Here is a 21,222-nt window from a genome sequence, read left to right as displayed (position 1 = left end):
GAGACAACCATGCTGAACCTCCAGGATTCCTCGCTGCTGCGGCAGCAGTGCTTGATCGACGGCCGCTGGATCGATGGCGAGCGCCGCATCGACGTGATCAATCCCGCCACCGGCGAGCGCGTCGGCCAGGTGCCGCAGCTGGGCGCCGACGAGACCCGCCAGGCCATCGAGGCCGCCAACCGCGCGCTGCCGGCATGGCGCGCCCGCACCGCCAAGGAACGCTCGGCGCTGCTGCGCAAATGGTTCGAGCTGATCATGGCGAACCAGGAAGACCTGGCCCGCATCATGACCGCGGAGCAAGGCAAGCCGATCGCCGAGGCGCGCGGCGAGATCGCCTACGCGGCCTCGTTCATCGAATGGTTTGCCGAGGAAGGCAAGCGCGTCTATGGCGATACCATTCCCGCCCCGGTCAGCAACCAGCGCATCGTGGTGACCAAGGAGCCGGTCGGGGTCTGTGCCGCGATCACGCCGTGGAACTTCCCCGCCGCCATGATCACCCGCAAGGCCGGCCCCGCGCTGGCGGTAGGCTGCACCATGGTGGTCAAACCCGCCTCGCAGACACCGCTGACGGCGCTGGCGCTGGTGGCCCTGGCCGAGCGTGCCGGCATCCCCGCCGGCGTGCTGTCGGTGGTGACAGGCTCCGCCAGCGCGATCGGCGGCGAGATGAGCAGCAATGCGCTGGTGCGCAAGCTGACCTTCACCGGCTCCACCGAAGTCGGACGTGTGCTGATGGCTCAGACCGCCGCCACCATCAAGAAAGTGTCGATGGAACTGGGCGGCAACGCGCCCTTTATCGTGTTCGACGATGCCGACCTGGACGCCGCCGTCGAAGGCGCGATCGTTTCCAAGTACCGCAATGCCGGCCAGACCTGCGTCTGCGCCAACCGCATCTACGTGCAGTCTGGAGTGTACGAGGCGTTTGCGCAGAAACTGGTGGCCGCGGTGGCGGCGCTGAAGGTCGGCAACGGCATGGACGACGGCGTGCGCATCGGCCCGCTGATCGACGACAAGGCCGTGGCCAAGGTCGAGGAGCATATCGCCGACGCGCTCGGCAAGGGCGCGCGCCTGCTGCAGGGCGGCCAGCGCCATGCGCTCGGGCACTCCTTCTTCCAGCCCACGGTGCTGGCCGACGTCGCGCCCGGCATGCTGGTGGCGCGCGAGGAAACCTTCGGTCCGCTCGCGCCGCTGTTCCGCTTCGACACCGAGGACGACGTAGTCGCCATGGCCAACGACACCGAGTTCGGCCTGGCCAGCTACTTCTATGCGCGCGACCTGGGCCGGGTCTGGCGCGTTTCGGAACGGCTGGAATACGGCATGGTCGGCGTCAACACGGGCCTGATCTCGAACGAGGTGGCGCCGTTCGGCGGGGTCAAGCAGTCGGGCGTGGGCCGCGAGGGCTCGCATTACGGCATCGACGACTACCTGGTGATCAAGTACACCTGCATGGCCGGCATCTGATCCGGCACGCCCTCAGCCCGCCGTGCCGGCGGCGTGCCGGGGGCCGGACTGCGGCGGCGCCAGCCGGCAGCTGTCCCGAAAGCGCGCGATCTGGTCGTGCACCTGCTGCATCTGCTCGATCTGGTAGCCGGCCCGCTCCCGGCTGTAGCGGGTGCCGAACTCATACAGCGCCCCGTCCGCGGCACGGGCCAGGCCTTCCAGCGCCTGCGCCAGCGTGCGTCCCTCCACGCTGCGGTGCCGCCGCAGGCGCCACGACAGCGCCTCCTGGCCCTGGTCGAGCAGGTTCTGCTGCAGGTAGCCGAGCCGCTCGGCAAGTCCTTGCGCGTCCTGCAACACCGACAAATAGGCGCATACGACCGCGAGTCGCTGCTGCATCTCGCCGCCGGACAGCAACTCGCGCGCGCACGCGCCCCAGGCCTGTGCCTCGGGCCCGTGGTCCTGTCCGCCGCTTTCGCGCACATAGACGTCCAGCGGCAGCACCGACACCGCCAGGCCGGGCGGCAGCACGCTGGTGAAGCGGGTGGCGATGGCCTGCTGCAGGGTGCGGTCCAGCGCGCAGCACGTCCTGATGTCCGCATCGACATAGAAGTCCAGCGCCGGCTGCCGGCCGTGGCCCACCGAGACCACCGCCCGTACCGGCGGGCGCCCCGCCATGGCCAGCGTCTCCAGGCCGGCTTCGATGCAGCGCTGCTCGGCGGCCTCGGCGCCAAGGGCCTGGACGATGTCCTGCATCTGCAGTTTGCCGGCGATTTCGGTGCGGTCGACCGCGGGCGGCCACCCGCCGCGGCGGTCGGCGGCCATGGTCATCCGCTTCAGATCGACATGCGTGATCGCATTGCCCGTCATATACCCTCCGATTCCAGAAGTCGTGTTTCAATCCCGCCGCGATGCCATCACGATCGCGGCATGCATGCCGTGCAAGGCGTGCGGCGGCTCGGCCCCGGTCAGCGCGGTCACCAGCAGGCTGTCATCCAGCCGGAAGCGGTACCGCATCAGGCCGGACCACGCCAGCGCGATTATCTGCGTCGGCGTCAGCGATGCCAGCAGGCGGCCCATCTCGCGACCCAGGCCGAGCCGGAACAGCGCCTCGGCTTCGTTCTCGCGCATCAGCCGCTGTACCAGCAGCAGGTAGGACAGGTTCAGCGCCTCGATCTGGCGCAGGCCGTCGGGGTCCGCTTCCTGGTGCATGTCCGGCATGCCTGCGCAAGAGGGCTGGTCCTGTTCCATCTTGGCCTTTCACGGGTGCGGGCATGCGCCGCCCGCCATGCGCGAGCGCGGCGCGGGTGCGTGCGCAAGGATCATCGGCCGCGCGGCAATGGCCCGCAGCGCGGGCTTGTCGAGCAGCGTGATGGTGCGGTGCCGTACCGTGATCAATCCGCCCTCGGCCAGCCGCGAGAACTGCCGGCTCACCGTTTCCAGCGTCAGGCCGATATAGCTGCCGATTTCCTCGCGGCTCATGCGCAGCACAAAGGCCGACGAGGAAAAGCCGCGCAGCGCGAAGCCGTCCGCCAGCCACAGCAGGAACGTCACCAGCCGCTCTTCGGCAGTCATCAGCGCCAGCATGGTCTGCAGCGCCCGCGCGCGCTGCAGCTGGGCGTCCAGCGCCAGCAGCAATTGCCTGCCGAGCGGGGCCAGCGTGGCCGCGGCCAGGCGCAGCGCGTCCACGGTGAACAGGCACAGCTTGGTGTCTTCCAGCGCGGTGGCGTACGACGCATAGTGCGGGCGCACCAGGCTGTCCAGCCCGACCATGTCGCCGGGAAAGTGGAAGGCGACCACCTGGGTGCGCCCGTCTTCGGTGGTGACATGGGTCTTGATGGTGCCGACGCGAATGGCATAGACCGATGTCACCGGGTCTCCCAGCAGGTACAGGAATTCGCCCTTGCGCAGGCGCACCATGCGTTGCGCTGCCTCGACGCCGGTCACGCCGCGTGCCAGGCCGGCCGGTGCGCACTCAGGCCAGGCGCCGGCCATGTGGCAACACGTGCTGCACGGCATGGCTTCGCGCTGCGGATGGCGATCGTCGGACTGTGTCATCTGCGCTGTGGGCTGGAAGACCTGGAGAACCTCGTGCGTCCATTCTATGGAGCCGCACTGGCCAGACAATCCGTACATTCCGATTCTTGGCACGGAAGCGTCCGAGGTTGCCGTGTGCCGGCCCGCGGGACGTCCGTGCTGCACTTGGCCATGCGGGCGGGTGCCAGCGCAGCGCAAGCAGGCGTATCCTTACAGGATCGGATGCGCCGGCAGCACCGGCACGTCGCCCAACCCATTCCATGACAAGACGCCCCGACGATCCACAACCCCTTGCCGGCAACGCCAGCGGCCCCGACCATCCGAGCGACACCCCCTACCGGACGCTGGTGGAAGCCGTGCAGGACTACGCCATCTTCACGCTCGACGTGGGCGGCCATGTGTCGAGCTGGAACAAGGGCGCGGCCCGTATCAAGGGATACCGGCGCGAGGAGATCCTGGGCAAACATTTCTCGCAGTTCTATACGCCCGACGCGGTGGCGCGGCGCTGGCCCGACGCCGAGCTGAAGGCGGCCGCCGAACTGGGCCGCTTCGAGGACGAGGGCTGGCGCGTGCGCAAGGACGGCAGCCGCTTCTGGGCCAACGTCGTCATCACCGCCCTGCGCGACCCCGACGGCGGGCTGATCGGCTTCGGCAAGGTCACGCGCGACCTGTCCGAGCAGCGCCGCGCCGCCGAGGCGCTGCGCCAGAGCGAGGAATCGCTGCGCCTGCTGGTGGAAGGCGTCAAGGACTACGCGATCTTCATGCTTGATCCCGGCGGCCATATCGTCAGCTGGAATTCAGGCGCGTCCTATATCAAGGGCTACCGCCGCGACGAGATCATCGGCCGCCATTTCTCGGTGTTCTATCCGCAGGAAGACGTCGCCGCGGGCAAGCCGGCGCGGCACCTGGACCTGGCGCGGCGCGCCGGGCGCATCGAGGACGAGGGCTGGCGCGTGCGCAAGGACGGCTCGCTGTTCTGGGCCAATGTCACGCTGACCGCCGTCTACGACGATTCGCGCGCGCTGCGCGGCTTTGCCAAGGTGACGCGCGACATGAGCGAACGCCGCCGCCGCGAGGAGCTGGAGCGCTCCAGCCAGCGCCTGAACGAGTTCCTGGCCACGCTTTCGCATGAACTGCGCAATCCGCTGGCGCCGGTGCGCAGCGCGCTGACCGCGATGCGGCTCGCCCCGGGCGACGGCGCGCTGGCCAACCAGAGCCTGGCCCTGATCGAGCGCCAGGTGACGCACCTGAGCCGGCTCGTCGACGACCTGCTCGATATCGGGCGCATCACCTCCGGCCGGATCGAGCTGCGCACCGGACCGGTGGAACTCGACGAGATCATCGGGCTGGCGATCGAGGGCGCGCGCCCGGCGCTCGATGCCAAGTCGCAGCGCGTCGACGTGCAGGGCGCGCCCGGCGCGATCCGCATGGATGCCGACAAGACCCGGCTGGTGCAGGTGCTGCAGAACCTGGTGCTCAATGCGTCGAAGTTTTCACCGTCCGGCTCGGTCGTGACGATTGCCGCAGCGGTGCAGAACCGTACCCTTGAGCTGCGGGTGACCGACCAGGGCCGCGGCATCTCGCCCCATGCGATCGAGGACATCTTCCAGCTGTTCGTGCAGGAAAGCCGGCCCGGCACCGATGTGCAGGGCGGGCTGGGCATCGGCCTGTCGCTGTGCCGCTCGCTGGTGGAGCTGCACGGCGGCACCATCGCGGCCACCAGCGCCGGGCCGGGGCTGGGCAGCACCTTCACGGTACGGCTGCCGCTACCGGCCGCGCGCCCGTCCGACGATGCGCACCGCACCGCCCTGCCCGCCACCGGCCACGACCAGGCCGAGCTGCAGGTGCAGCGCATCCTGCTGGTCGACGACAACCGTGACGCCGCCGACAGCCTGGCGATGCTGCTCGAGATGTGCGGCCACGAGGTGACCATCGCCTACGATGGCTCCGAAGCGCTGCACGTGGCGCCGCGCTGCCGTCCGCATATCGCGCTGATCGACCTGGCCATGCCGGGCATGGACGGTTTCGAGGTGGTGCGGGCCATGCGTGGCGTGGCGGGCACCGAATCGACCCGTTACGTCGCGCTGACCGGCTTCGGCCAGCCGGCGGACCGGCAGCATACCGAGGCCGCCGGCTTCGATGCGCACCTGGTCAAGCCGGTGGAGCTGGAAACCCTGTTCGGCACCATCGCGCGGCTGCGCCGGCCTGACTGAGCGGCACCGCATCGGGCCGAACCCGACCTTCGCCAATCCCGAACCCGCGCGCGCGGCGGCTGCGACACACTGACGCCCGTTCCATCGCAACAGATCAAGGAAAGGAGACAGCGATGCAGGGTTGGATCAGGCGTGCGGCCATGGGGCTGCTGTTTGCATGCGCGGCCACCGCCGCCGGCACCGCGCTGGCGGACTACCCCGACAAGCCGGTGCGGCTGGTAGTGCCGTTCCCGCCGGGCGGCGCCACCGACCTGCTGGCGCGCGAGATCGGCAACGCGCTGTCGGCGCGGCTGCAGCAGCCGGTGGTGATCGACAACCGCCCCGGTGCCGGCGGCAACCTGGCGGCGATCGCCGTGGCGCGCGCCCCGGCCGACGGCTACACGCTGCTGTTCGGCACCTTCGGCTCGCTGGCGGTGAACAAGAGCCTCTATGACAAGCCCGGCTACGACCCGCTCAGGGACTTCGCGCCGGTGGCGTCGGTGGCCTACCTGCCCAACGTGCTGGTGGTGCATCCCAGCGTGCCGGCGCGCACCGTGCCGGAACTGCTGGCGCTGGCGCGCAAGGAGCCGGGCAGGCTGACCTACGGCTCGTTCGGCAACGGCTCGTCGTCGCACCTGGCGGGCGAGCTGTTCACGCACCTGGCCGGTGTCGATATCACGCATATTCCGTACAAGGGCAGCGCCGCGTCGATGACCGACCTGATCGGGGGGCGCATCACCATGATGTTCGACAGCGTCTCCACGGCGCTGCCTTATATCCGCGACAAGCGCGTGCGCGCGCTGGCTGTGACCACGCAGAAGCCGTCCGAGCAGCTGCCCGGCGTGCCGACGCTGGCCGCCGCCGGCGTGCCCGGCTACGAGCTGACCGCGTGGTTTGGCGTGGCGGCCCCGGCCGGCACCCCCAAGGCCGTGATCGACCGCCTCAACGGCGAGATCGTGGCCGCGCTGAAGCAGCCGGACCTGGCTGCCAGGCTGGCCAGCCAGGGCACGGTGCCGTTCCCCGCCACGCCGGCGCAGTTCGGCAGCTATATCCGCGCGCAATACGAAAAGTGGGACGGCCTGATCAAGTCCGCCAACATCAAGCTGGACAACTGACCGCCCGCCCTGCGGCGGCGTCCGGCGCGCCGAAGCGCCACGACAGCCGCGCCGCCGCCTGCCGCACCAGCACGGCGGTGGCGCCTTCGGTGCTGCTGTCGAAGCTGCCGCTGGAACCCATCACGGCGATCACCAGCGCCAGGCTGCCGGTGTGGTCGAACACCGGTGCCGCCAGCGTGTCGATGCCCGGCACCGGGTGGCTCAGCGCATTGTCGATGCGCGCCACGCGCACCTGCGCCAGCCGCCCGGCGTAGGCCGGCGCCAGCTTGCCGCCGGGCCCGAGCACCTGGTCGGCGGCGGCGCCCGCCAGGCGCAGCGCATCGTTCTGCAGCAGGCCCGGCAGCACATTGTGCGGCAGGTGCGCCGCGACGGTGCGGCCGATGGCGGTATGGACCAGCGACAGCACCGTGCCCACGCGCAGGCTGACATGCTGCGGCCGCGCCGATTCTTCCAGCCGTACCACGGTGGGCCCCAGCGGCCCCAGCACCGCCATGGCCACGCTCAGGCCCGTGGTCCCGGCCAGTTCGATCACCTCCGGTTCGGCCTCGCGCGTCGGCGACAGCCGCTGCAGCGCGATCAGCCCCAGTTCCAGCGCCAGCGGTCCGCACAGGTAGTTGCCGGCGGCATCGCGCGCCAGCAGTCCGGTCTTCTGCAGGCTGACCAGGTGCGGAAATGCCTTCGCCGCCGGCATGCCCGCGGCCAGCGCCAGGTCGCGCAGCGGCAGCGGCCGGCCTGCGGCCACCAGCGCGCCGAGCAACTGGCCGGTGCTGTCGAGCGACTGGATGCCGCGCTGTGGCTTGCCGCCGTCGGGGTCTTGCGTGGTTTCGGTCGCGCCGCTCATGCCTGTTCACCGTTCGGTTCGCGCAGCGCCGCGCCGATCTCCGCGCCCGCGGCGAGCAAGGCCCGCGCCGCCGCGCCGTGCCAGTCGACCTCGATGGCACCGGTCGATCCCACCAGCGTCAGCACCAGCCGCAGCGCGCCGGCGCCGTCGAGCACCGGCACGCTGAGGCTGCTGACGGCCGGGCTGGGCGCATCGATGCTGCGCTCGATGCCGCGCGCACGGATTTCGGCAAGCCTGGCGCTGAACGCGGCCAGGTCCGCCGCGGTGGCATCCGGCTGCTGCGCCTGCCACAACGGCTGCCACTGCGCCGGCGGCTGGAAGGCGCAGAACACCCGGCCGGTGGCAGTGGCCGCCAGCGCCATCACCGTGCCCACGTGCAGGTTGACGTGCAGCGGCGCGGTGGCCGGCACATAGCGCACGATGGTCGGTCCCTGCGGCCCGGCCAGGCAGATTGCCACGCTGCAGCCCAGCGCTTGCGCCAGCGCGTCCGCGCGTGGCAGCGCGGCGCGCCAGGCGGCGTCCTGCTCCAGATGCAGCAGACCCAGGCGCAGCGATAGCGGTCCGGGCTCGTAGCGGCCGGACAGATGGTCGCGCTTGATCAGGCCCAGCCGCGCGAGGCTGACCAGATAGGCATGCGCCTGCGCCGGCGCCAGCTGCGCGGCGTCGGCCAGTGCCGCCAGCGGCATCGGCACGCGCGCCGCGGCCAGTGCCGCGAGCAGGCGCGCGCCCACCTCCACGCTCTGGATGCCGCGCTGCGCCTTGTCGGCACGCGCCGTCGGTGCGCCCGCCGGCGTTACCGCTGTCCCCGCCCTGGGTCTGACCATCAGCGTCCTGTGTGTTCGGAAAAACCGGATATTAATCGAACGCCTCCCGGATCCCGCCGCACGCGGGTTTACCCCCATCTCGACCCGGTCGAAGTTCGTCACTCCAATTATTTGTCATAGGCTAATCATTTCGCTATTGATTAATTCGACGACCTTTCCTAAGATGGCATTACCCCGTCGCGACACGGCAGACCCAGCCGTGCGAGATCCGGAAATCCATACGAACGGGGGCGAGACAGCCAGTGCCACGCCGCATGCGCTTGCGGCCATTCCCGCGCCGTCCCGCCCTGCCCACAAAAGGAAAAGACGCCATGTCCAAGGCATTCGCATCGCAGGCCGACCTGGAAGCCAAGCAGATCACCTTCACCCAGCTGTCCGAGAACGCGTGGGCCTATACCGCCGAGGGCGATCCCAACTCCGGCGTGGTGATCGGGGATGACGGCGTGCTGATCGTCGACACCACGGCCACGCCGGCGATGGCGCAGGACCTGATCGCGCGCATCCGCACCATCACCGACAAGCCGATCAAGTACGTGGTGCTGTCGCACTACCACGCCGTGCGCGTGCTGGGCGCGTCGGCCTACTTTGCCGAGGGCGCGCAGCAGATCATCGCCAGCCGCGGCACCTACGAGATGATCGTCGAGCGCGGCGAGGCCGACATGAAGTCCGAGATCGAACGCTTCCCGCGCCTGTTCGCCGGCGTGGAAACGGTGCCGGGCCTGACCTGGCCGACGCTGGTGTTCGACAAGGAGATCACCCTGTTCCTGGGCCAGCTGGAAGTGCGCATTGCCCACCTGGGCTCGGGCCATACCAAGGGCGACACCGTGGTGTGGCTGCCGCAGCAGAAGGTGCTGTTTTCCGGCGACCTGGTCGAATACGACGCCGCCTGCTACTGCGGCGACGCGCAACTGGCCGAATGGCCGGCCACGCTCGATGCGCTGCAGGCGCTGAACCCCGAAAAGCTGGTGCCGGGCCGCGGCCCCGCGCTGACCACGCCCGATGAAGTGAAAAAGGGCATCGCCTACACCAAGGACTTCGTCACCACGCTGTTCAGGTCCGGCCAGGAAGCGGTGGCGGAAAAGCTCGACCTGAAGGCCGCGATGGCGCACACGCGCCGCGCCATGGACCCGAAGTTCGGCCACGTCTTCATCTACGAGCACTGCCTGCCGTTCGATGTCTCGCGCGCCTACGACGAGGCCAGCGGCATGCGCCATCCGCGCATCTGGACCGCCCAGCGCGACCAGGATATGTGGGCCGCGCTGCAGGACTGACGACGGCACATCAGCAAGCCATCGCACAACAGAGTTTTTCAGGTGGAGGAGACACAAGCATGAGCAGCATCGACTACCAGCGGCTGAGGTTCGCCTACCGGCCCTGTGCGGAACAGCAGCGCGCCGGGCAATCCGCTGATGCCGCGCCCGCGGCGGCGCATCCGGTGGTCGTGGTCGGGGCCGGCCCGGTGGGGCTGGCCACCGCCATCGACCTGGCGCAACGCGGCGTGCCCGTGGTGCTGGTGGACGACGACTGCACGCTGTCCACCGGGTCGCGCGCGATCTGCTTTTCCAAGCGCACGCTCGATATCTTCGACCGCCTGGGCTGCGGCGAACGCATGGTCGACAAGGGCGTGCGCTGGCATGTCGGCAGGGTGTTCCTGCGCGACGAGCAGGTCTACAGCTTCGACCTGCTGCCCGAGAGCGGCCACCGCCGTCCGGCCTTCATCAACCTGCAGCAGTACTACCTCGAAGGCTACCTGCTGGAGCGCGCCCAAGCGCTGCCCAATATCGAGATCCGCTGGCACAACAAGGTGGTCGGCGTGGAAAACCGCGGCGGCGTCGATGCCGGCGTGGTGCTGACCGTCGAGACCCCCGACGGCTGTTACCCGCTGGCCGCGCGCTATGTGGTGGCCGCCGACGGCTCGCGCAGCCCGATGCGCAAGCTGCTGGGCCTGGACAGCAAGGGCCGCACCTTCCGCGACCGCTTCCTGATCGCCGACGTCAGGATGGAGGCCGATTTCCCGGCCGAGCGCTGGTTCTGGTTCGACCCGCCCTTCCATCCGCACCAGTCGGTGCTGCTGCACCGGCAGCCGGACAATGTCTGGCGCATCGACTTCCAGCTGGGCTGGGACGCCGACCCGGTGCTGGAGAAATCGCCCGAGCGCGTGATCCCGCGGGTGCAGGCGCTGCTGGGCAAGGACGTGAAGTTCGAGCTGGAGTGGGTCAGTGTCTACACCTTCTCCTGCCAGCGCATGGACAGCTTCCGCCACGGCAATATCCTGTTCGCCGGCGATGCCGCGCACGGGGTCTCGCCGTTCGGCGCGCGCGGTGCCAACAGCGGTGTCCAGGACGCCGAGAACCTGGCGTGGAAGCTGGCCTACGTGCTGCAGGGCCATGCCTGCGACCGGCTGCTCGACACCTACGCCAGCGAGCGCGAATTCGCCGCCGACGAGAACATCCGCAACTCCACCCGCTCGACCGACTTCATCACGCCCAAGAGCGCCGCCAGCCGCGTGTTCCGCGACGCGGTACTGGCGTTGTCCCGGCGCCATGCGTTTGCGCGCGGGCTGGTCAACAGCGGCAGGCTGTCGGTGCCGGCGGTGTTGCACGACTCGCCGCTGAACACCGATGACGCCGCGCCTGATGCTGGCGGCAAGCTCGTGCCCGGCGCGGTCTGCTGCGATGCGCCGGTATCCGGCGTGGACGGCGCGGGCTGGCTGCTGTCGCACCTCGGCGGCGATTTCACCTTGCTGGTGTTCGGCAATCCGGAGGCCATCGATGCCGGCACGCTGGCGGACCTGGCCGCACTGCAGCAGGCCGGCACGCCGCTGCGGCTGGTCTATGTCACCGACGCCGCGCAGCCGCCCATGACCCGCACCCAAGCCACCGTGCTGCGCGATGTAGAGGGCCTGGCGGCGGCGCGCTACGGCGCCACGCGCGGCACCTGCTACCTGGTCCGTCCCGACCAGCATGTGTGCGCACGCTGGCACCGTCCCGATCCTGCCGCAATCCGCGCCGCGCTGGCGCGCGCCACCGGCGCCGACCTGCGCGCACCGCGGCCGGGCCGCATGGCCGCCTGATTGCCCCGACGCCAGCCCTGCCCCACGGAGATTGCCATGCCCAACTTGCTCAACACCCAGCCCAACCTGGCGCGGCCCGACGACTTCTACGAAGCGCTGATCGAGATGCACCGCGACCTCGACGAGTCCCAGAGCCAGGCCGCCAACGCGCAGCTGATCCTGTTGCTGGCCAACCATATCGGCGACCACGATGTGCTGCTGGCGGCCATGGCCGAAGCGCGCGCCGGCGTCGTCGCCAGCCCGGACACGGCGCCGGCCTGACCGCATAGCCAGGCGCAGGCGCGGCCCTGTCCGAGCCTGTGCCACGCACCGTCCATCAAGACATCCCGGGCCAACGCGCACCAGACGCGGCCCACTGGCGGCAACCGCCCGGCTGCCTGCCGCCGCAGCCACCACCGCACGGAGACAACATCGATGAGCCATCCGGTCTCAGGGGAGCTTTCGTCCCTATCCAGCCTGGCGCTTCCCGCCCCGGCCCCTGCAGCCACCTCCGCACTCGCCGCGGGCGACGAGGACGCGCTCTACCGCAAGGTCTGGCTGCGCATCATTCCCTTCCTGTTCGTCTGCTACGTGGTGTCGTTCCTGGACCGCATCAACATCGGCTTCGCGCAGCTGCAGATGAAGCAGGACCTGGGCTTCAGCGATGCCATGTACGGCCTTGGCGCGGCGGTGTTCTACGTCGGCTACGTGCTGTGCGAGGTGCCGAGCAACATGCTGCTGGCGCGCTTCGGCGCGCGCCGCACCTTCACCCGCATCATGGTGCTGTGGGGCACCGTGTCGGTGGCGATGATGGCGGTGTCGACGCCCGCGCAGTTCTACGCGCTGCGCTTCCTGCTGGGTGTGTTCGAGGCCGGTTTCTTCCCCGGCATCGTGCTGTACCTGACCTACTGGTTCCCCGCGCGCCGGCGCGCCGCGGTGATGGCGATCTTCTTTGCCGGCGTGGCGGTGGCGGGCGTGCTGGGCGGACTGGTGTCCGGCTGGATCATGCGCGACATGGCCGGCGTGCTGGGCCTGCAGGGCTGGAAATGGATGTTCGCGATCGAAGGCGCGCCGGCGGTGCTGCTGGGGCTGGCGGCCGCACGCCTGCTGGTCGACGGGCCGCAGCAGGCCAGCTGGCTGAGCGAGCGCGAACGCGCCCACCTGCTGCGCGACACCGCCGCGCATACCCAGGGCGGCGGCCATGCGCTGCACGCGCTGCGCCAGGTGCTGCGCAACCCGCGCGTGTACCTGTTCGCCTTCATCTATTTTTCGCTGACCTGCGGCTCGCTGGCGCTCAGCTTCTGGATGCCGTTGATGATCCGCGATTTCGGCGTGACCGACGTGATGTCGGTGAGCCTGTATTCGGTGGTGCCGAATGCGGTGGGCGCGGTCGGGCTGATCGTGATTGCGCGGCATTCGGACCGCACCGGCGAGCGCCATCGGCATTTCCTGCTGTGCACGGCGGGCGGCGCGCTGGCGCTGGCGGCGCTGACCCTGCCGCTGCCCGGGCTGGCCGCGATGCTGGCCATCCTGTCGGTGGCGGCGGTGCTGATCTTTGCCGCGCTGCCGGTGTTCTGGGCGCTGCCGCCGGGCTACCTGCCGGGCGCCGGCACCGCCGCCGGGATCGCCTTCATCAGCAGCATCGGCATTACCAGCGGCATCGTCAGCCCGTGGGTGATCGGCCAGATCAAGACACGCACCGGCAGCCTCGACCATGCGCTCTACCTGCTGGCGGCGTTGCTGCTGGCAAGCGGCCTGGCCATGTGGCTGGGCGTGCCGAAACAGCCCGCGCGGCCGGCGTGAGCCAGGCCTCGGGAAACCTCAATTCCGGATGGTCCGCACCCGCATGGGTGCGGCGTTCAGTGGGATCGGCCGCAGGGAATCACGGAGGCGATTTCCTCCCGCATCACCTCGACCACATCGTCGATTTCCAGCCCTTCGGCGGTGACCAGCACGTCCTGTCCGCGCCCGATGGCGTAGACCACGCCGCGCCAGCGGCCGGGCTCGACGGCCTCGCACAGGCGGATATTGAATTCGGTGTCCTGGTCCTGGCTATACACCGTCACCAGGTCGCCCACCTGGGGAGTGCGCACCGCTTCTCCGTCGAACGCCCGGGCCACCACGGTCACCGGCGACTGCGTCAGCCCCCTGGCAAATCTTGCACGCATGGTCCGCTCCTCTTATTGCGATCCAAGTCCAGCTTACAAGAGGCCGGACAAATAACCAGGGATTTCCATCCCAAAGTGGAACCAGAAGCGCTTCGCGCCTGTCAGACGCCGCCGGATAGACAGCGCGCGCAGATCGACCACAATAAAAGGACCGATATCCGAGGAGACCCGAGATGAGCAGCAACATACACGTCGTTCCGCACGACGAAGGCTGGGACGTTATCCACGAAGGCGCACGCTACGCCGAATCGCACCACGCCACCCAGGAAGAGGCGGTCGCCGCCGGCACCTCGCAGGCCCAGCGCGAGCACGTCGAATTGCTGATCCATGGCCGCGACGGCCAGATCCGCTCGCGCAACAGCTTCGGCCACGATCCCCGCACCATTCACGGCTGACCCGCGCTCGTTGCCGCAACGCGAGGACGCCGGCACGCTGCCGGCCGCCCGCGCCACACCATGCCACAACACCGGGCCGACCCGCACGCCGTGGCCGCAATCGCGGCCGCGACCGTGCCGTGGCCGGTGATCGACCACGCGGCCGAGAATCCGTTCACCGGCCCCTTCGCCAACGCTGCCGCGGCGCTGGCCGATCGGCTCGGCAATCATCGCGTGGTGCTGCTGGGCGAGAGCACGCATGGCACTGCCGAGTTCTATCACGCCCGCGCCGCGCTGACCGCGCACCTGGTGGCGCGCCACGGCTTCCGCATCATCGCGGTGGAGGCGGACTGGCCGGACGCCGCCGCGGTCGACCGCCATGTGCGCGGGCGCGCGCCGCAGCCCGCCGAATCCCCTGGCGCCGCCTTTACCCGCTTTCCGGTCTGGATGTGGCGCAACCTCGAGGTGGCGCGCTTTATCCGCTGGCTGCACGCGCACAATGCCGCGCTGGCGCCGGCCCGGCGTACCGGCTTCTTCGGCCTCGATATCTACAGCCTGGGCGCCTCGATGGCGGCGGTGCTGGCTTACCTGGAAGGCGTCGATCCCAGCGCCGCGCAGGCCGCGCGCGAGCGCTATGGCTGCCTGGAACCGTGGCGGCGCGACCCCGCGCGCTACGGCCGCGCCGTGCTGCATGGCACCCATGCCGACTGCGAGGACGCGGTGGTCGAACAGCTGCAGGCCTTGCTCGACAAGCGCCTCGCCTATGCGCGCGACGGGCACGAGGATTTCCTCGACGCCGCGCAGAATGCGCGCCTGGTGGCTTCGGCCGAACGCTATTACCGCGTCATGTACCACGGCAGCGACGACAGCTGGAACCTGCGCGACACGCATATGTTCGAGACCCTGGAGCAGTTGCTGCACGCCCATGGGCCGGCATCGCGCGCGGTGGTGTGGGCGCACAACTCGCATATCGGTGATGCTTCGCACACCGAGATGGGCACCAGCCAGGGCCAGCTGAATATCGGCCAGCTATGCCGCGAGGCTTTCGGCGACGCGGCCGCGCTGGTCGGCTTCAGCACGTATGACGGCACCGTCGCGGCGGCAACCTCGTGGGACGGTCCCATGGAAATCAAGCAGGTGCGCCCCGCGCGGACCGACAGCTACGAGCACCTGTTCCACGCAGCCGGCCATGCGCAGGGCTGGACGGATTTGCGGGGTGGCGGTGTTGAGGATGGCAAGCGCAGCGCCGTGCACGCCGACTTGCGCGAGTTGCTGATGCCGGCGCGGCAGGAGCGCTTCATCGGCGTGATCTACCGCCCCGAGACTGAACTGCAGAGCCACTACGCAGGCGCCATCCTGCCCCGGCAGTTCGACGTGCTGGCGTGGTTCGACCGCAGCACCGCGGTCCCGGCGCTGCCGGAGGTGCCGGCACCGGGCGCGCCCGAGACCTGGCCCTCAGGTCTCTGAGACGCTGGCACGGCCCGGCCGCTCCTTGCCTCAATATTTGCGGCTCTTCGGCGCCTTCGGTTCCGAAGCCGGATAGTCATACCGTTGCGGTGATTGCGGCCCCTCGTTGACGGCGGGGGTGGCCGGCGTGGCAGGCGTTGCCGGTGTGGCGCGGGAGCCCGGGCCGCCCGGCGTCGCGGGTGTGGCCGGCGTGGCGGGAGTGGCGCGGCGCGTGTCGCCCTGGCCCGGCATGACATCCGAGGCCGATGTGCCCGGCGCGCGCGTGTCGGCGCCTGGACGCGTGGTGGTGGTCTGGGCCCACGCGGGCACGCTGAGCAGCGCGGCCAGCGCAAAGATCGCGGTGTGTCTCATGACAGTCTCCTTCCTCGTTAATCCATCGGTGATGGCCAGCGGCATTCGGCAATGGCCGGAACTGGCTCGGTTGCGAAAGCCGTGCCAGCGCGCAACTCAGCCGCCGGTGCGATCGGGCGCGACCTCGATCCGATTGACGACGGCGCGCCCGCCCGCATGCGTGCGCACGCATGCCTCGACCGCATCGCGGTCAGCGGCGCAGCCGATCGCGCCCCGCAGCGTGATACGGCCTTGCGCCACGTCCAGCGCAATCTCGCTGACGTCGAGACCGCTCTCCCACAAGCGCTCGCACAGCGAGGCCTGCAGCGCCGTGTCGGCCGCGCCGATGGCATTGCCGCGCGGGTTGGTGTCCGTCTTCGGGGAAGCAGGCATGGGCAAGGTCTCCGCGCGGCGGCCTCAGTACATGCGCATGCCGTGGCCGGGATGGCCCTCGGCCGCGGCCGGCCTTGCCACGTGCAGGTGGTTGACCAGGTCCCTGACGCCGAAGACTTCGTCGGCAATATCCTCGATGCGGTACTTCTGGTGCCGGTCCGGCACGCTGCCCTCCAGCGTCACCACGCCCTGCTCGACCCGCACCTCCACCTCGTTCAGGTCCAGCCGGCCACTGCGCGTCAGTTGCTCGCACAGGTCTTCCAGGATGCGTTCGTCGCTGCGCTGGTAGTTGCGCGGCCCGACGGGCCGCCACGGCTCCGTCCCGCCACGGTAGAGATCCATGCGCTCGTTGTAGCCGGTGAACTGGCGGTACGGATCGGTCCTGCCCCGGGCTTGCGGGGCCTCAGCATTGCGTGGCCGCCACTCCCCCGAACTGCGCCCGATCCCGCGGCCGCCACCAGATTCACGGGGGTCGACGGGCTGGTCATAGTCGTACACGCCATAGGCACCCACGTAGTGGCTGCGCATATCGGCCTCGGGCACGGCACTTTCGTGCCATGGAGGGCCGCGCCAGTTGTCTCTGCGATCCATCATTGCCTCCGTTGTTGCCTCCGTTCTTGCCTCGGCTCGCTGAGCTACTTCAGCCGCGGCGGTACCAGGCCGTGGTCCGCGGTGCGCAGTTGGCCATGGCGCAGCTGATCGACTGCGCACGCCAGCGCGCGCGCCACGTTGTCGACTTCGCCCTGCACGCTGGTGTCGTGGTCCAGCGCGACGTGGCTGGTGGCATAAGGCTCGTAGTAGCCGATATAACGGTCCAGCCGCGCCTGGGCGCCGGCATCGATCAATCCCATCCAGTCCAGCCAGTCCGACAGCGCGCGGCGCACGCCTTCGATGCCGGCGACGTCGCCATGCACCACCAGCCCGTAGGCGCGCCCGGCCAGGTGCTTGGGATAGTCCCAGCCCGACAGCTCGATCGCCTTGGCCCTTGCCACGTCCTTGCCGCGCGTGGTGGTGGGATCCGGGTTGCCGCCATCGGCGCAGACCAGCCGGTCCATCATCAGCTTGAGCGGGCTGCTGGCCTGGTACCAGTACACCGGCGTGACGATCAGCACGCCGTGGCAGGCGGCCCAGCGCGGGTAGATCTCGTTCATCCAGTCATTGACCTGGCCCAGCGCGTGGTTGGGATAGCAACTGCACGGCCAGTGGCACAGCGGCATCGCGGTCGATACGCAGCCCTTGCATGGATGAATATGCAATTGCGCGTCGGAAGTCAGGTGGCTCAGGTCGAGCAGGTCGACCTCGATGCCATGCGCTTCGAGTCGCTCGCGCGCCCGCCCGGCCAGGCGCCAGGATTTCGACATCTCGCCCGGACAGGTGTAGTCGTTGCGCGAGGCCGCGCACACCAGCAGCACGCGCGAGCGCGTGGCGGGATCGGCCTGGCGCTGCTGCGCCACGCGCACCGCCTCGCTGGCGGCGCGCCATTCGTCGGAGAGGTCGTAATCCGGGTCGGCATAGCCCGCGCCGGCCTTGTGCGTAAGCGGCGCCTTGCGGCTTTGCGCATAGGCGTCCCAGGCAATGCGTTCGAGCCGGTCCAGCGCTTCGTCCTCCTGCCGATAGGCGGGGTCGGTAAAGCGCGCCAGGAAGCGCTGGCGAAAGACTTCGCGCGGCAGCGGACTGGTTACCTGGCCCTTGCGCACGTCCTCGGGGTTGCCGGCGTGGCGCGGCGCGCGCGGCGCATCGTGCGCGGGACGGTCTGGGGGCGCGGGTGGCATGGGCGGCTTCGGCGGCTGCTCGGGCATGTCGGTCTCCGTAATGGGGCACCGTAAGGGGTCACCGTAATGGGTCACCCTAATCGGTCTCCGTACCGGTAGTTGCGCACCGGACATGCAAGATGAGCGCCACCACCGCGCAAGGTGTGCGCCGCGCGCGGCGCGCAGGTTTTACAGACGCGGTCCGGCGCTGCATGTACATTTTTCCCCGCATTTGCACCCGCCGCTGCCAGCCAGCGGGCGCGCGCTGTCCTTGCAGCGCCGCGGGTGCACTACCCACTTGCTGGCACGGAACCTGCCGCCCTGCGGGAAATCGACTGCGGATACCGCAATGGAGAGCATGCGAGTGAGAGCGATAAGCCACGGCGGCGCTGACGGCAGCAACAACGTCGGCATCGCGCGCTATCTGCTGCGCCATGGGCTGCGCGTGGTCACGGCGGAATCCTGCACCGCCGGCCTGATCGCCTCGCGCATCGCCGAGGTGCCGGGTTGCGGCGATGTGCTGCGCTGCGCGATCGTGGCCTACTCGCCGTCCGCCAAGGAACAGCTGCTGCACGTTCCGGCCGAGACTATCCGGCGCCATGGCCTGACCAGCGAGGCAGTCTCGCTGGCGATGGCGCGCGGCGCCATGCAACTGACCGGCGCGGACCTGGCGATCGCCAACACCGGCGTTGCCGATGGCGGCGGCGACGGCGATATCCCTGCCGGCACGCAATGCTTTGCGTGGGTGTTCCGCCGCTACGGCCATGCCGCGCGCGACGTGGTATCGCATACCGAAGGTATTGCGGCATTTACCGAGACCCGCCGCTTTGCCGGGGCGCGCAATGCCGTGCGCGAGGCCGCCGCCGACTGGGCGCTGGCACGCATCTGCCATTACCACGAACTGACGCGCAGCGGGCAAGAGCGCGAGCCGCGCACATGAATCGCCGGCGTGCCGAAACGGCATGCCGGCAATCCCGAGGGCCATGGGCCCGACCGACGTAGTCTTGCAACGGAGACCATCATGAAACGCACTCTCGCTACCACGGCACTGGTCGTCGGCACCGCGCTCTGCCTGCCGGCCCTTGCCCAACAAGCCCCGGCGTCGCCGAACGCGCCGAACCCCAGCGTGCCGCCGATCGAAGGTTCACCGCCGGCCTCGCGCAACCAGCCGGCCGCTACCGACATGGGCTCCGCTTCCGCTCCCGGCGCCAAGGACACCATGAAGAAGTCCAAGTCCAAGTCGGACAAGACCTCGAACACCGCGCGCAGCAAGAAGCCGCGCGAGCAAGGCGCGCCCGCCTCCCCGACCGCCGACGCGCCGAGCGGCCCCAAGGGCGATTCGCCGGATCCGGCGCCGAAGCAGTAAGCGCCTGGCTGATCCTGGACACGCGGCGCGCCATGCGCGCCGGCTGCTGGTCTACGGTACCCGCCACCGGACGGGTCACCGCGTCCGCGGGCGTCGCGGCAGGCTAGCCGCCGCCGCGCATGGCCCGCGTCGCCTGCGCCAGAAGGGCCTCGCGTTCACGGCGGCGCCAGCGCACGCAGCGCCATAGCTCCTCGAGATAAGGGAGGCCCGCCAGCAATACCACCGCCACCAGCAGGCCGGCCAGGTACGCCGGCGGCAGCGGCTGGGCCTTAAGCTCCAGCGCCATCCGCGCCGGCTCGGGGCCGCGCCCGAACAAGGCCAGAAACTGGTCCCAGTGCAACACCACCACATACGACGCCGCGGCCAGCGGCAGCACTTCCAGCAGGCTGTGCATGTGCTGCTCGACCGGTGCGATATGGCGGCGCCTGCTGGCGTAATGCACGTCCCACCATGCGGTGATCTCGTGGATGACCAGCGCCGCCAGCACCACCGCGATCACCAGCGCGTTGACCTCCACGAACAGCACCAGCAGCAGCGGCAGGCCCACTTCGGCCAGCATCAGCATGTGCAGCAGCGATTCGGTGACACCGGCGTTGCGTTCGATCTGCGTGGCCCGGTGGCAGAGCCAGTCCCCCACGCCAGCCAGCAGCCACAGCGGCACCAGCCCGTACATCAGCACGAGCCGGGCGGCATGTTCGAAGGCAGTGAGGTCGGCTGGCATGGCAGTGGTGTGGCCCGATGCACGCGGGCTACGGCCGCTCTTGCGGCGCGCGGTACTGTTGTCGCAGCACCCGGAACAGCTCGTGGTTCACCTGCACGCCGCGATACTGCCTGCGCACCACGGCGCGCAGGCGCGAGCCCAGCACATGCGTGCGCAGCGCCCGCGCATAGCGGCGCTGCACCGCGTGCTCGCGCTTGCTGATGGCGTGCACGATGGAACGGTCTGACCTGAGCTTGCCCATCACTTGTGTCGTCTCCGGGGCCGGGCCAGTGGCCGGCATCGGCAATGCCTCCGGCACCTCGCCCAGGTCGAGCAGGCACGTCTGCAACTCATGCGCGGCCTGCGCGAACGCATTGGCGCGGCTGGTGAGCACGGACTTGAGATGCGGGTTGGCCGCGGCGGTGGCGGCGCGGCGGCAGCCCAGTTCGCCCTCGCGCGAGGCCGCGATCAGGGCGTTGAGCAACAGGACTTTTTTCTTCGCCATGGCACACCTGCCCTTGGTCCGCGGGCGGACCGTGAAGTCACCGATCGGAGCCGGCGGCTGCCGGCGGTTGCGCATTGGCGCCGGACATGCGGTGCATGCCGGACTGGTCCAAGGATAGCGGCTGGCCGGGCCTGGCGCCAGCGGCGCTGAAGGCGTGCTGCGATGCGGCCCGCCACGCCTTGCGCGCCTCGCGCATGCCACGCAGGTTCATGGCGATCAGCGCCAGCTGCAGCACGATCAGCGCATGCGCGTCGCCATGCCAGCCCCACGCAATCCACAGCACGTTGCTGGCCAGGAACACCCAAAAGCCGGTGCGCCGCCGCGCGATCGAACGCGAGCCGACCAGCCAGGTCGCCAGTACCGTCACCACCATTGCCGGCCATTGCGCCGCCTCCAGCCACTGATCCATGGGTCCCCTTAGATGGCTTGCCACCGTGCCGGCGATGGCACGCATGGGTTCACAGGGGCAAGATCCATACCGGGGCATGCGGCGTCCGGCAGCGCCCGCGCGGCCTTGCGCGATATTTCCATCATCGCGGCGGTCACCAGTATTTTTTACAAGCCGTTGCCGAATCGGCTCATGCGCCGCGCGCCGCACGCCCTTGCGGTGCCTCGGCGAACCGGCCCGTGGCCGCGTGCGGGCGCGCTGGCACGCACTTCGCATGGCAGAGCC

General features: G+C 69.6%; 24 protein-coding genes. 11 read left to right on the top strand and 13 right to left on the bottom strand.

Annotated elements, in window-relative coordinates; genetic code table 11:
- The first annotated feature begins 9 nt into the window (after positions 1–9).
- Entirely contained in the window at positions 10–1,458 is a 1,449-nt protein-coding gene (gene gabD / locus MKD50_RS19360) for an NADP-dependent succinate-semialdehyde dehydrogenase (RefSeq protein ID WP_240070759.1), read from the top strand.
- Between the two features lie 12 nt (positions 1,459–1,470).
- Here the strand turns inward: gabD and MKD50_RS19355 are convergent, their stop codons facing one another.
- From MKD50_RS19355 to MKD50_RS19345, 3 genes are read right to left on the bottom strand one after another with little or no spacing between them, the layout of a single operon-like run.
- On the bottom strand, positions 1,471–2,304 hold the full coding sequence (locus MKD50_RS19355; protein ID WP_115700876.1) for a hypothetical protein: 834 nt from the start codon (positions 2,302–2,304) through the stop codon (positions 1,471–1,473).
- A gap of 27 nt (positions 2,305–2,331) precedes the next feature.
- On the bottom strand, positions 2,332–2,646 hold the full coding sequence (gene flhD, locus MKD50_RS19350) for a flagellar transcriptional regulator FlhD (protein ID WP_252668266.1): 315 nt from the start codon (positions 2,644–2,646) through the stop codon (positions 2,332–2,334).
- A gap of 48 nt (positions 2,647–2,694) precedes the next feature.
- Positions 2,695–3,492 (bottom strand): Crp/Fnr family transcriptional regulator, encoded by a 798-nt coding sequence (locus tag MKD50_RS19345; protein ID WP_252668264.1) that lies wholly within the window; start codon positions 3,490–3,492, stop codon positions 2,695–2,697.
- A 239-nt stretch (positions 3,493–3,731) separates the two neighbouring features.
- Between MKD50_RS19345 and MKD50_RS19340 the strand changes: the two genes are divergently transcribed.
- On the top strand, positions 3,732–5,684 hold the full coding sequence (locus MKD50_RS19340; protein ID WP_252668263.1) for a PAS domain-containing hybrid sensor histidine kinase/response regulator: 1,953 nt from the start codon (positions 3,732–3,734) through the stop codon (positions 5,682–5,684).
- Positions 5,685–5,797: 113 nt separating this feature from the next.
- Positions 5,798–6,778 carry a Bug family tripartite tricarboxylate transporter substrate binding protein gene (locus MKD50_RS19335; protein WP_115700885.1) on the top strand — a complete coding sequence of 327 codons (981 nt, stop codon included), beginning with the start codon at positions 5,798–5,800 and terminating at the stop codon, positions 6,776–6,778.
- Here MKD50_RS19335 and MKD50_RS19330 read toward each other — a convergent pair.
- Both MKD50_RS19330 and MKD50_RS19325 read right to left on the bottom strand, forming a co-directional pair.
- A complete protein-coding gene (locus MKD50_RS19330) occupies positions 6,762–7,619 on the bottom strand; it encodes an IclR family transcriptional regulator (protein ID WP_115700888.1) in 858 nt (285 codons plus the stop codon). The two genes, MKD50_RS19335 and MKD50_RS19330, sit on opposite strands and share 17 nt — an antisense overlap.
- Positions 7,616–8,443: an IclR family transcriptional regulator gene (locus tag MKD50_RS19325; RefSeq protein WP_252668262.1), complete on the bottom strand. Its 828-nt coding sequence runs from the start codon at positions 8,441–8,443 to the stop codon at positions 7,616–7,618. Before MKD50_RS19325 ends, MKD50_RS19330 begins: the two co-directional genes overlap by 4 nt.
- A 311-nt stretch (positions 8,444–8,754) precedes the next feature.
- Here MKD50_RS19325 and MKD50_RS19320 point away from each other — a divergent pair, with 311 nt between their 5' ends.
- The 4 genes from MKD50_RS19320 to MKD50_RS19305 all read left to right on the top strand — a co-directional run bounded on the left by MKD50_RS19320 (position 8,755) and on the right by MKD50_RS19305 (position 13,298).
- A complete protein-coding gene (locus MKD50_RS19320) occupies positions 8,755–9,714 on the top strand; it encodes an MBL fold metallo-hydrolase (RefSeq protein ID WP_115700894.1) in 960 nt (319 codons plus the stop codon).
- A gap of 59 nt (positions 9,715–9,773) precedes the next feature.
- Entirely contained in the window at positions 9,774–11,516 is a 1,743-nt protein-coding gene (locus tag MKD50_RS19315) for an FAD-dependent oxidoreductase (RefSeq protein ID WP_252668261.1), read from the top strand.
- A gap of 36 nt (positions 11,517–11,552) precedes the next feature.
- Positions 11,553–11,777 carry a DUF2783 domain-containing protein gene (locus MKD50_RS19310; RefSeq protein ID WP_112776571.1) on the top strand — a complete coding sequence of 75 codons (225 nt, stop codon included), beginning with the start codon at positions 11,553–11,555 and terminating at the stop codon, positions 11,775–11,777.
- Between the two features lie 153 nt (positions 11,778–11,930).
- Positions 11,931–13,298, top strand: coding sequence for an MFS transporter (locus MKD50_RS19305; RefSeq protein WP_252668260.1), 1,368 nt, complete (start codon positions 11,931–11,933; stop codon positions 13,296–13,298).
- 56 nt (positions 13,299–13,354) lie between these two features.
- Here the strand turns inward: MKD50_RS19305 and MKD50_RS19300 are convergent, their stop codons facing one another.
- Positions 13,355–13,663 carry a hypothetical protein gene (locus MKD50_RS19300; protein ID WP_010814535.1) on the bottom strand — a complete coding sequence of 103 codons (309 nt, stop codon included), beginning with the start codon at positions 13,661–13,663 and terminating at the stop codon, positions 13,355–13,357.
- 173 nt (positions 13,664–13,836) lie between these two features.
- Between MKD50_RS19300 and MKD50_RS19295 the strand changes: the two genes are divergently transcribed.
- Positions 13,837–14,058, top strand: coding sequence for a DUF2188 domain-containing protein (locus tag MKD50_RS19295; RefSeq protein ID WP_115700900.1), 222 nt, complete (start codon positions 13,837–13,839; stop codon positions 14,056–14,058).
- A 60-nt stretch (positions 14,059–14,118) separates the two neighbouring features.
- A complete protein-coding gene (locus MKD50_RS19290) occupies positions 14,119–15,504 on the top strand; it encodes an erythromycin esterase family protein (protein ID WP_252668259.1) in 1,386 nt (461 codons plus the stop codon).
- 30 nt (positions 15,505–15,534) lie between these two features.
- Here MKD50_RS19290 and MKD50_RS19285 read toward each other — a convergent pair whose 3' ends face one another.
- The 4 genes from MKD50_RS19285 to MKD50_RS19270 form a co-directional block, all read right to left on the bottom strand.
- Positions 15,535–15,855: a hypothetical protein gene (locus MKD50_RS19285; RefSeq protein ID WP_172582376.1), complete on the bottom strand. Its 321-nt coding sequence runs from the start codon at positions 15,853–15,855 to the stop codon at positions 15,535–15,537.
- Positions 15,856–15,951: 96 nt separating this feature from the next.
- Entirely contained in the window at positions 15,952–16,227 is a 276-nt protein-coding gene (locus MKD50_RS19280) for a BON domain-containing protein (RefSeq protein WP_252668257.1), read from the bottom strand.
- Between the two features lie 24 nt (positions 16,228–16,251).
- Positions 16,252–16,818 (bottom strand): BON domain-containing protein, encoded by a 567-nt coding sequence (locus MKD50_RS19275; protein WP_371925376.1) that lies wholly within the window; start codon positions 16,816–16,818, stop codon positions 16,252–16,254.
- 44 nt (positions 16,819–16,862) lie between these two features.
- Entirely contained in the window at positions 16,863–18,026 is a 1,164-nt protein-coding gene (locus MKD50_RS19270; RefSeq protein WP_172582378.1) for a flavodoxin family protein, read from the bottom strand.
- A gap of 325 nt (positions 18,027–18,351) precedes the next feature.
- Here MKD50_RS19270 and MKD50_RS19265 point away from each other — a divergent pair, with 325 nt between their 5' ends.
- Both MKD50_RS19265 and MKD50_RS19260 read left to right on the top strand, forming a co-directional pair.
- Entirely contained in the window at positions 18,352–18,918 is a 567-nt protein-coding gene (locus tag MKD50_RS19265) for a CinA family protein (protein ID WP_240987527.1), read from the top strand.
- Between the two features lie 81 nt (positions 18,919–18,999).
- Positions 19,000–19,344, top strand: coding sequence for a hypothetical protein (locus MKD50_RS19260; RefSeq protein ID WP_115700908.1), 345 nt, complete (start codon positions 19,000–19,002; stop codon positions 19,342–19,344).
- 103 nt (positions 19,345–19,447) lie between these two features.
- Here the strand turns inward: MKD50_RS19260 and MKD50_RS19255 are convergent, their stop codons facing one another.
- The 3 genes from MKD50_RS19255 to MKD50_RS19245 are packed head-to-tail and all read right to left on the bottom strand — an operon-like array spanning position 19,448 to position 20,958.
- On the bottom strand, positions 19,448–20,065 hold the full coding sequence (locus MKD50_RS19255; protein ID WP_115700910.1) for a diguanylate cyclase: 618 nt from the start codon (positions 20,063–20,065) through the stop codon (positions 19,448–19,450).
- 28 nt (positions 20,066–20,093) lie between these two features.
- Complete coding sequence (locus tag MKD50_RS19250) at positions 20,094–20,549, bottom strand: PA2169 family four-helix-bundle protein (RefSeq protein ID WP_252668253.1); 456 nt, start codon at positions 20,547–20,549, stop codon at positions 20,094–20,096.
- A 37-nt stretch (positions 20,550–20,586) separates the two neighbouring features.
- Complete coding sequence (locus tag MKD50_RS19245) at positions 20,587–20,958, bottom strand: hypothetical protein (protein WP_115700913.1); 372 nt, start codon at positions 20,956–20,958, stop codon at positions 20,587–20,589.
- Between the last annotated feature and the right edge of the window lie 264 nt (positions 20,959–21,222).

The sequence above is a fragment of the Cupriavidus mimosae genome, assembly GCF_023952485.1.
Lineage (GTDB): Bacteria > Pseudomonadota > Gammaproteobacteria > Burkholderiales > Burkholderiaceae > Cupriavidus > Cupriavidus taiwanensis_C.
The sequence above is the reverse complement of the archived record's forward strand: the minus strand, read 5'-3'. Positions and strand labels throughout refer to the sequence as shown.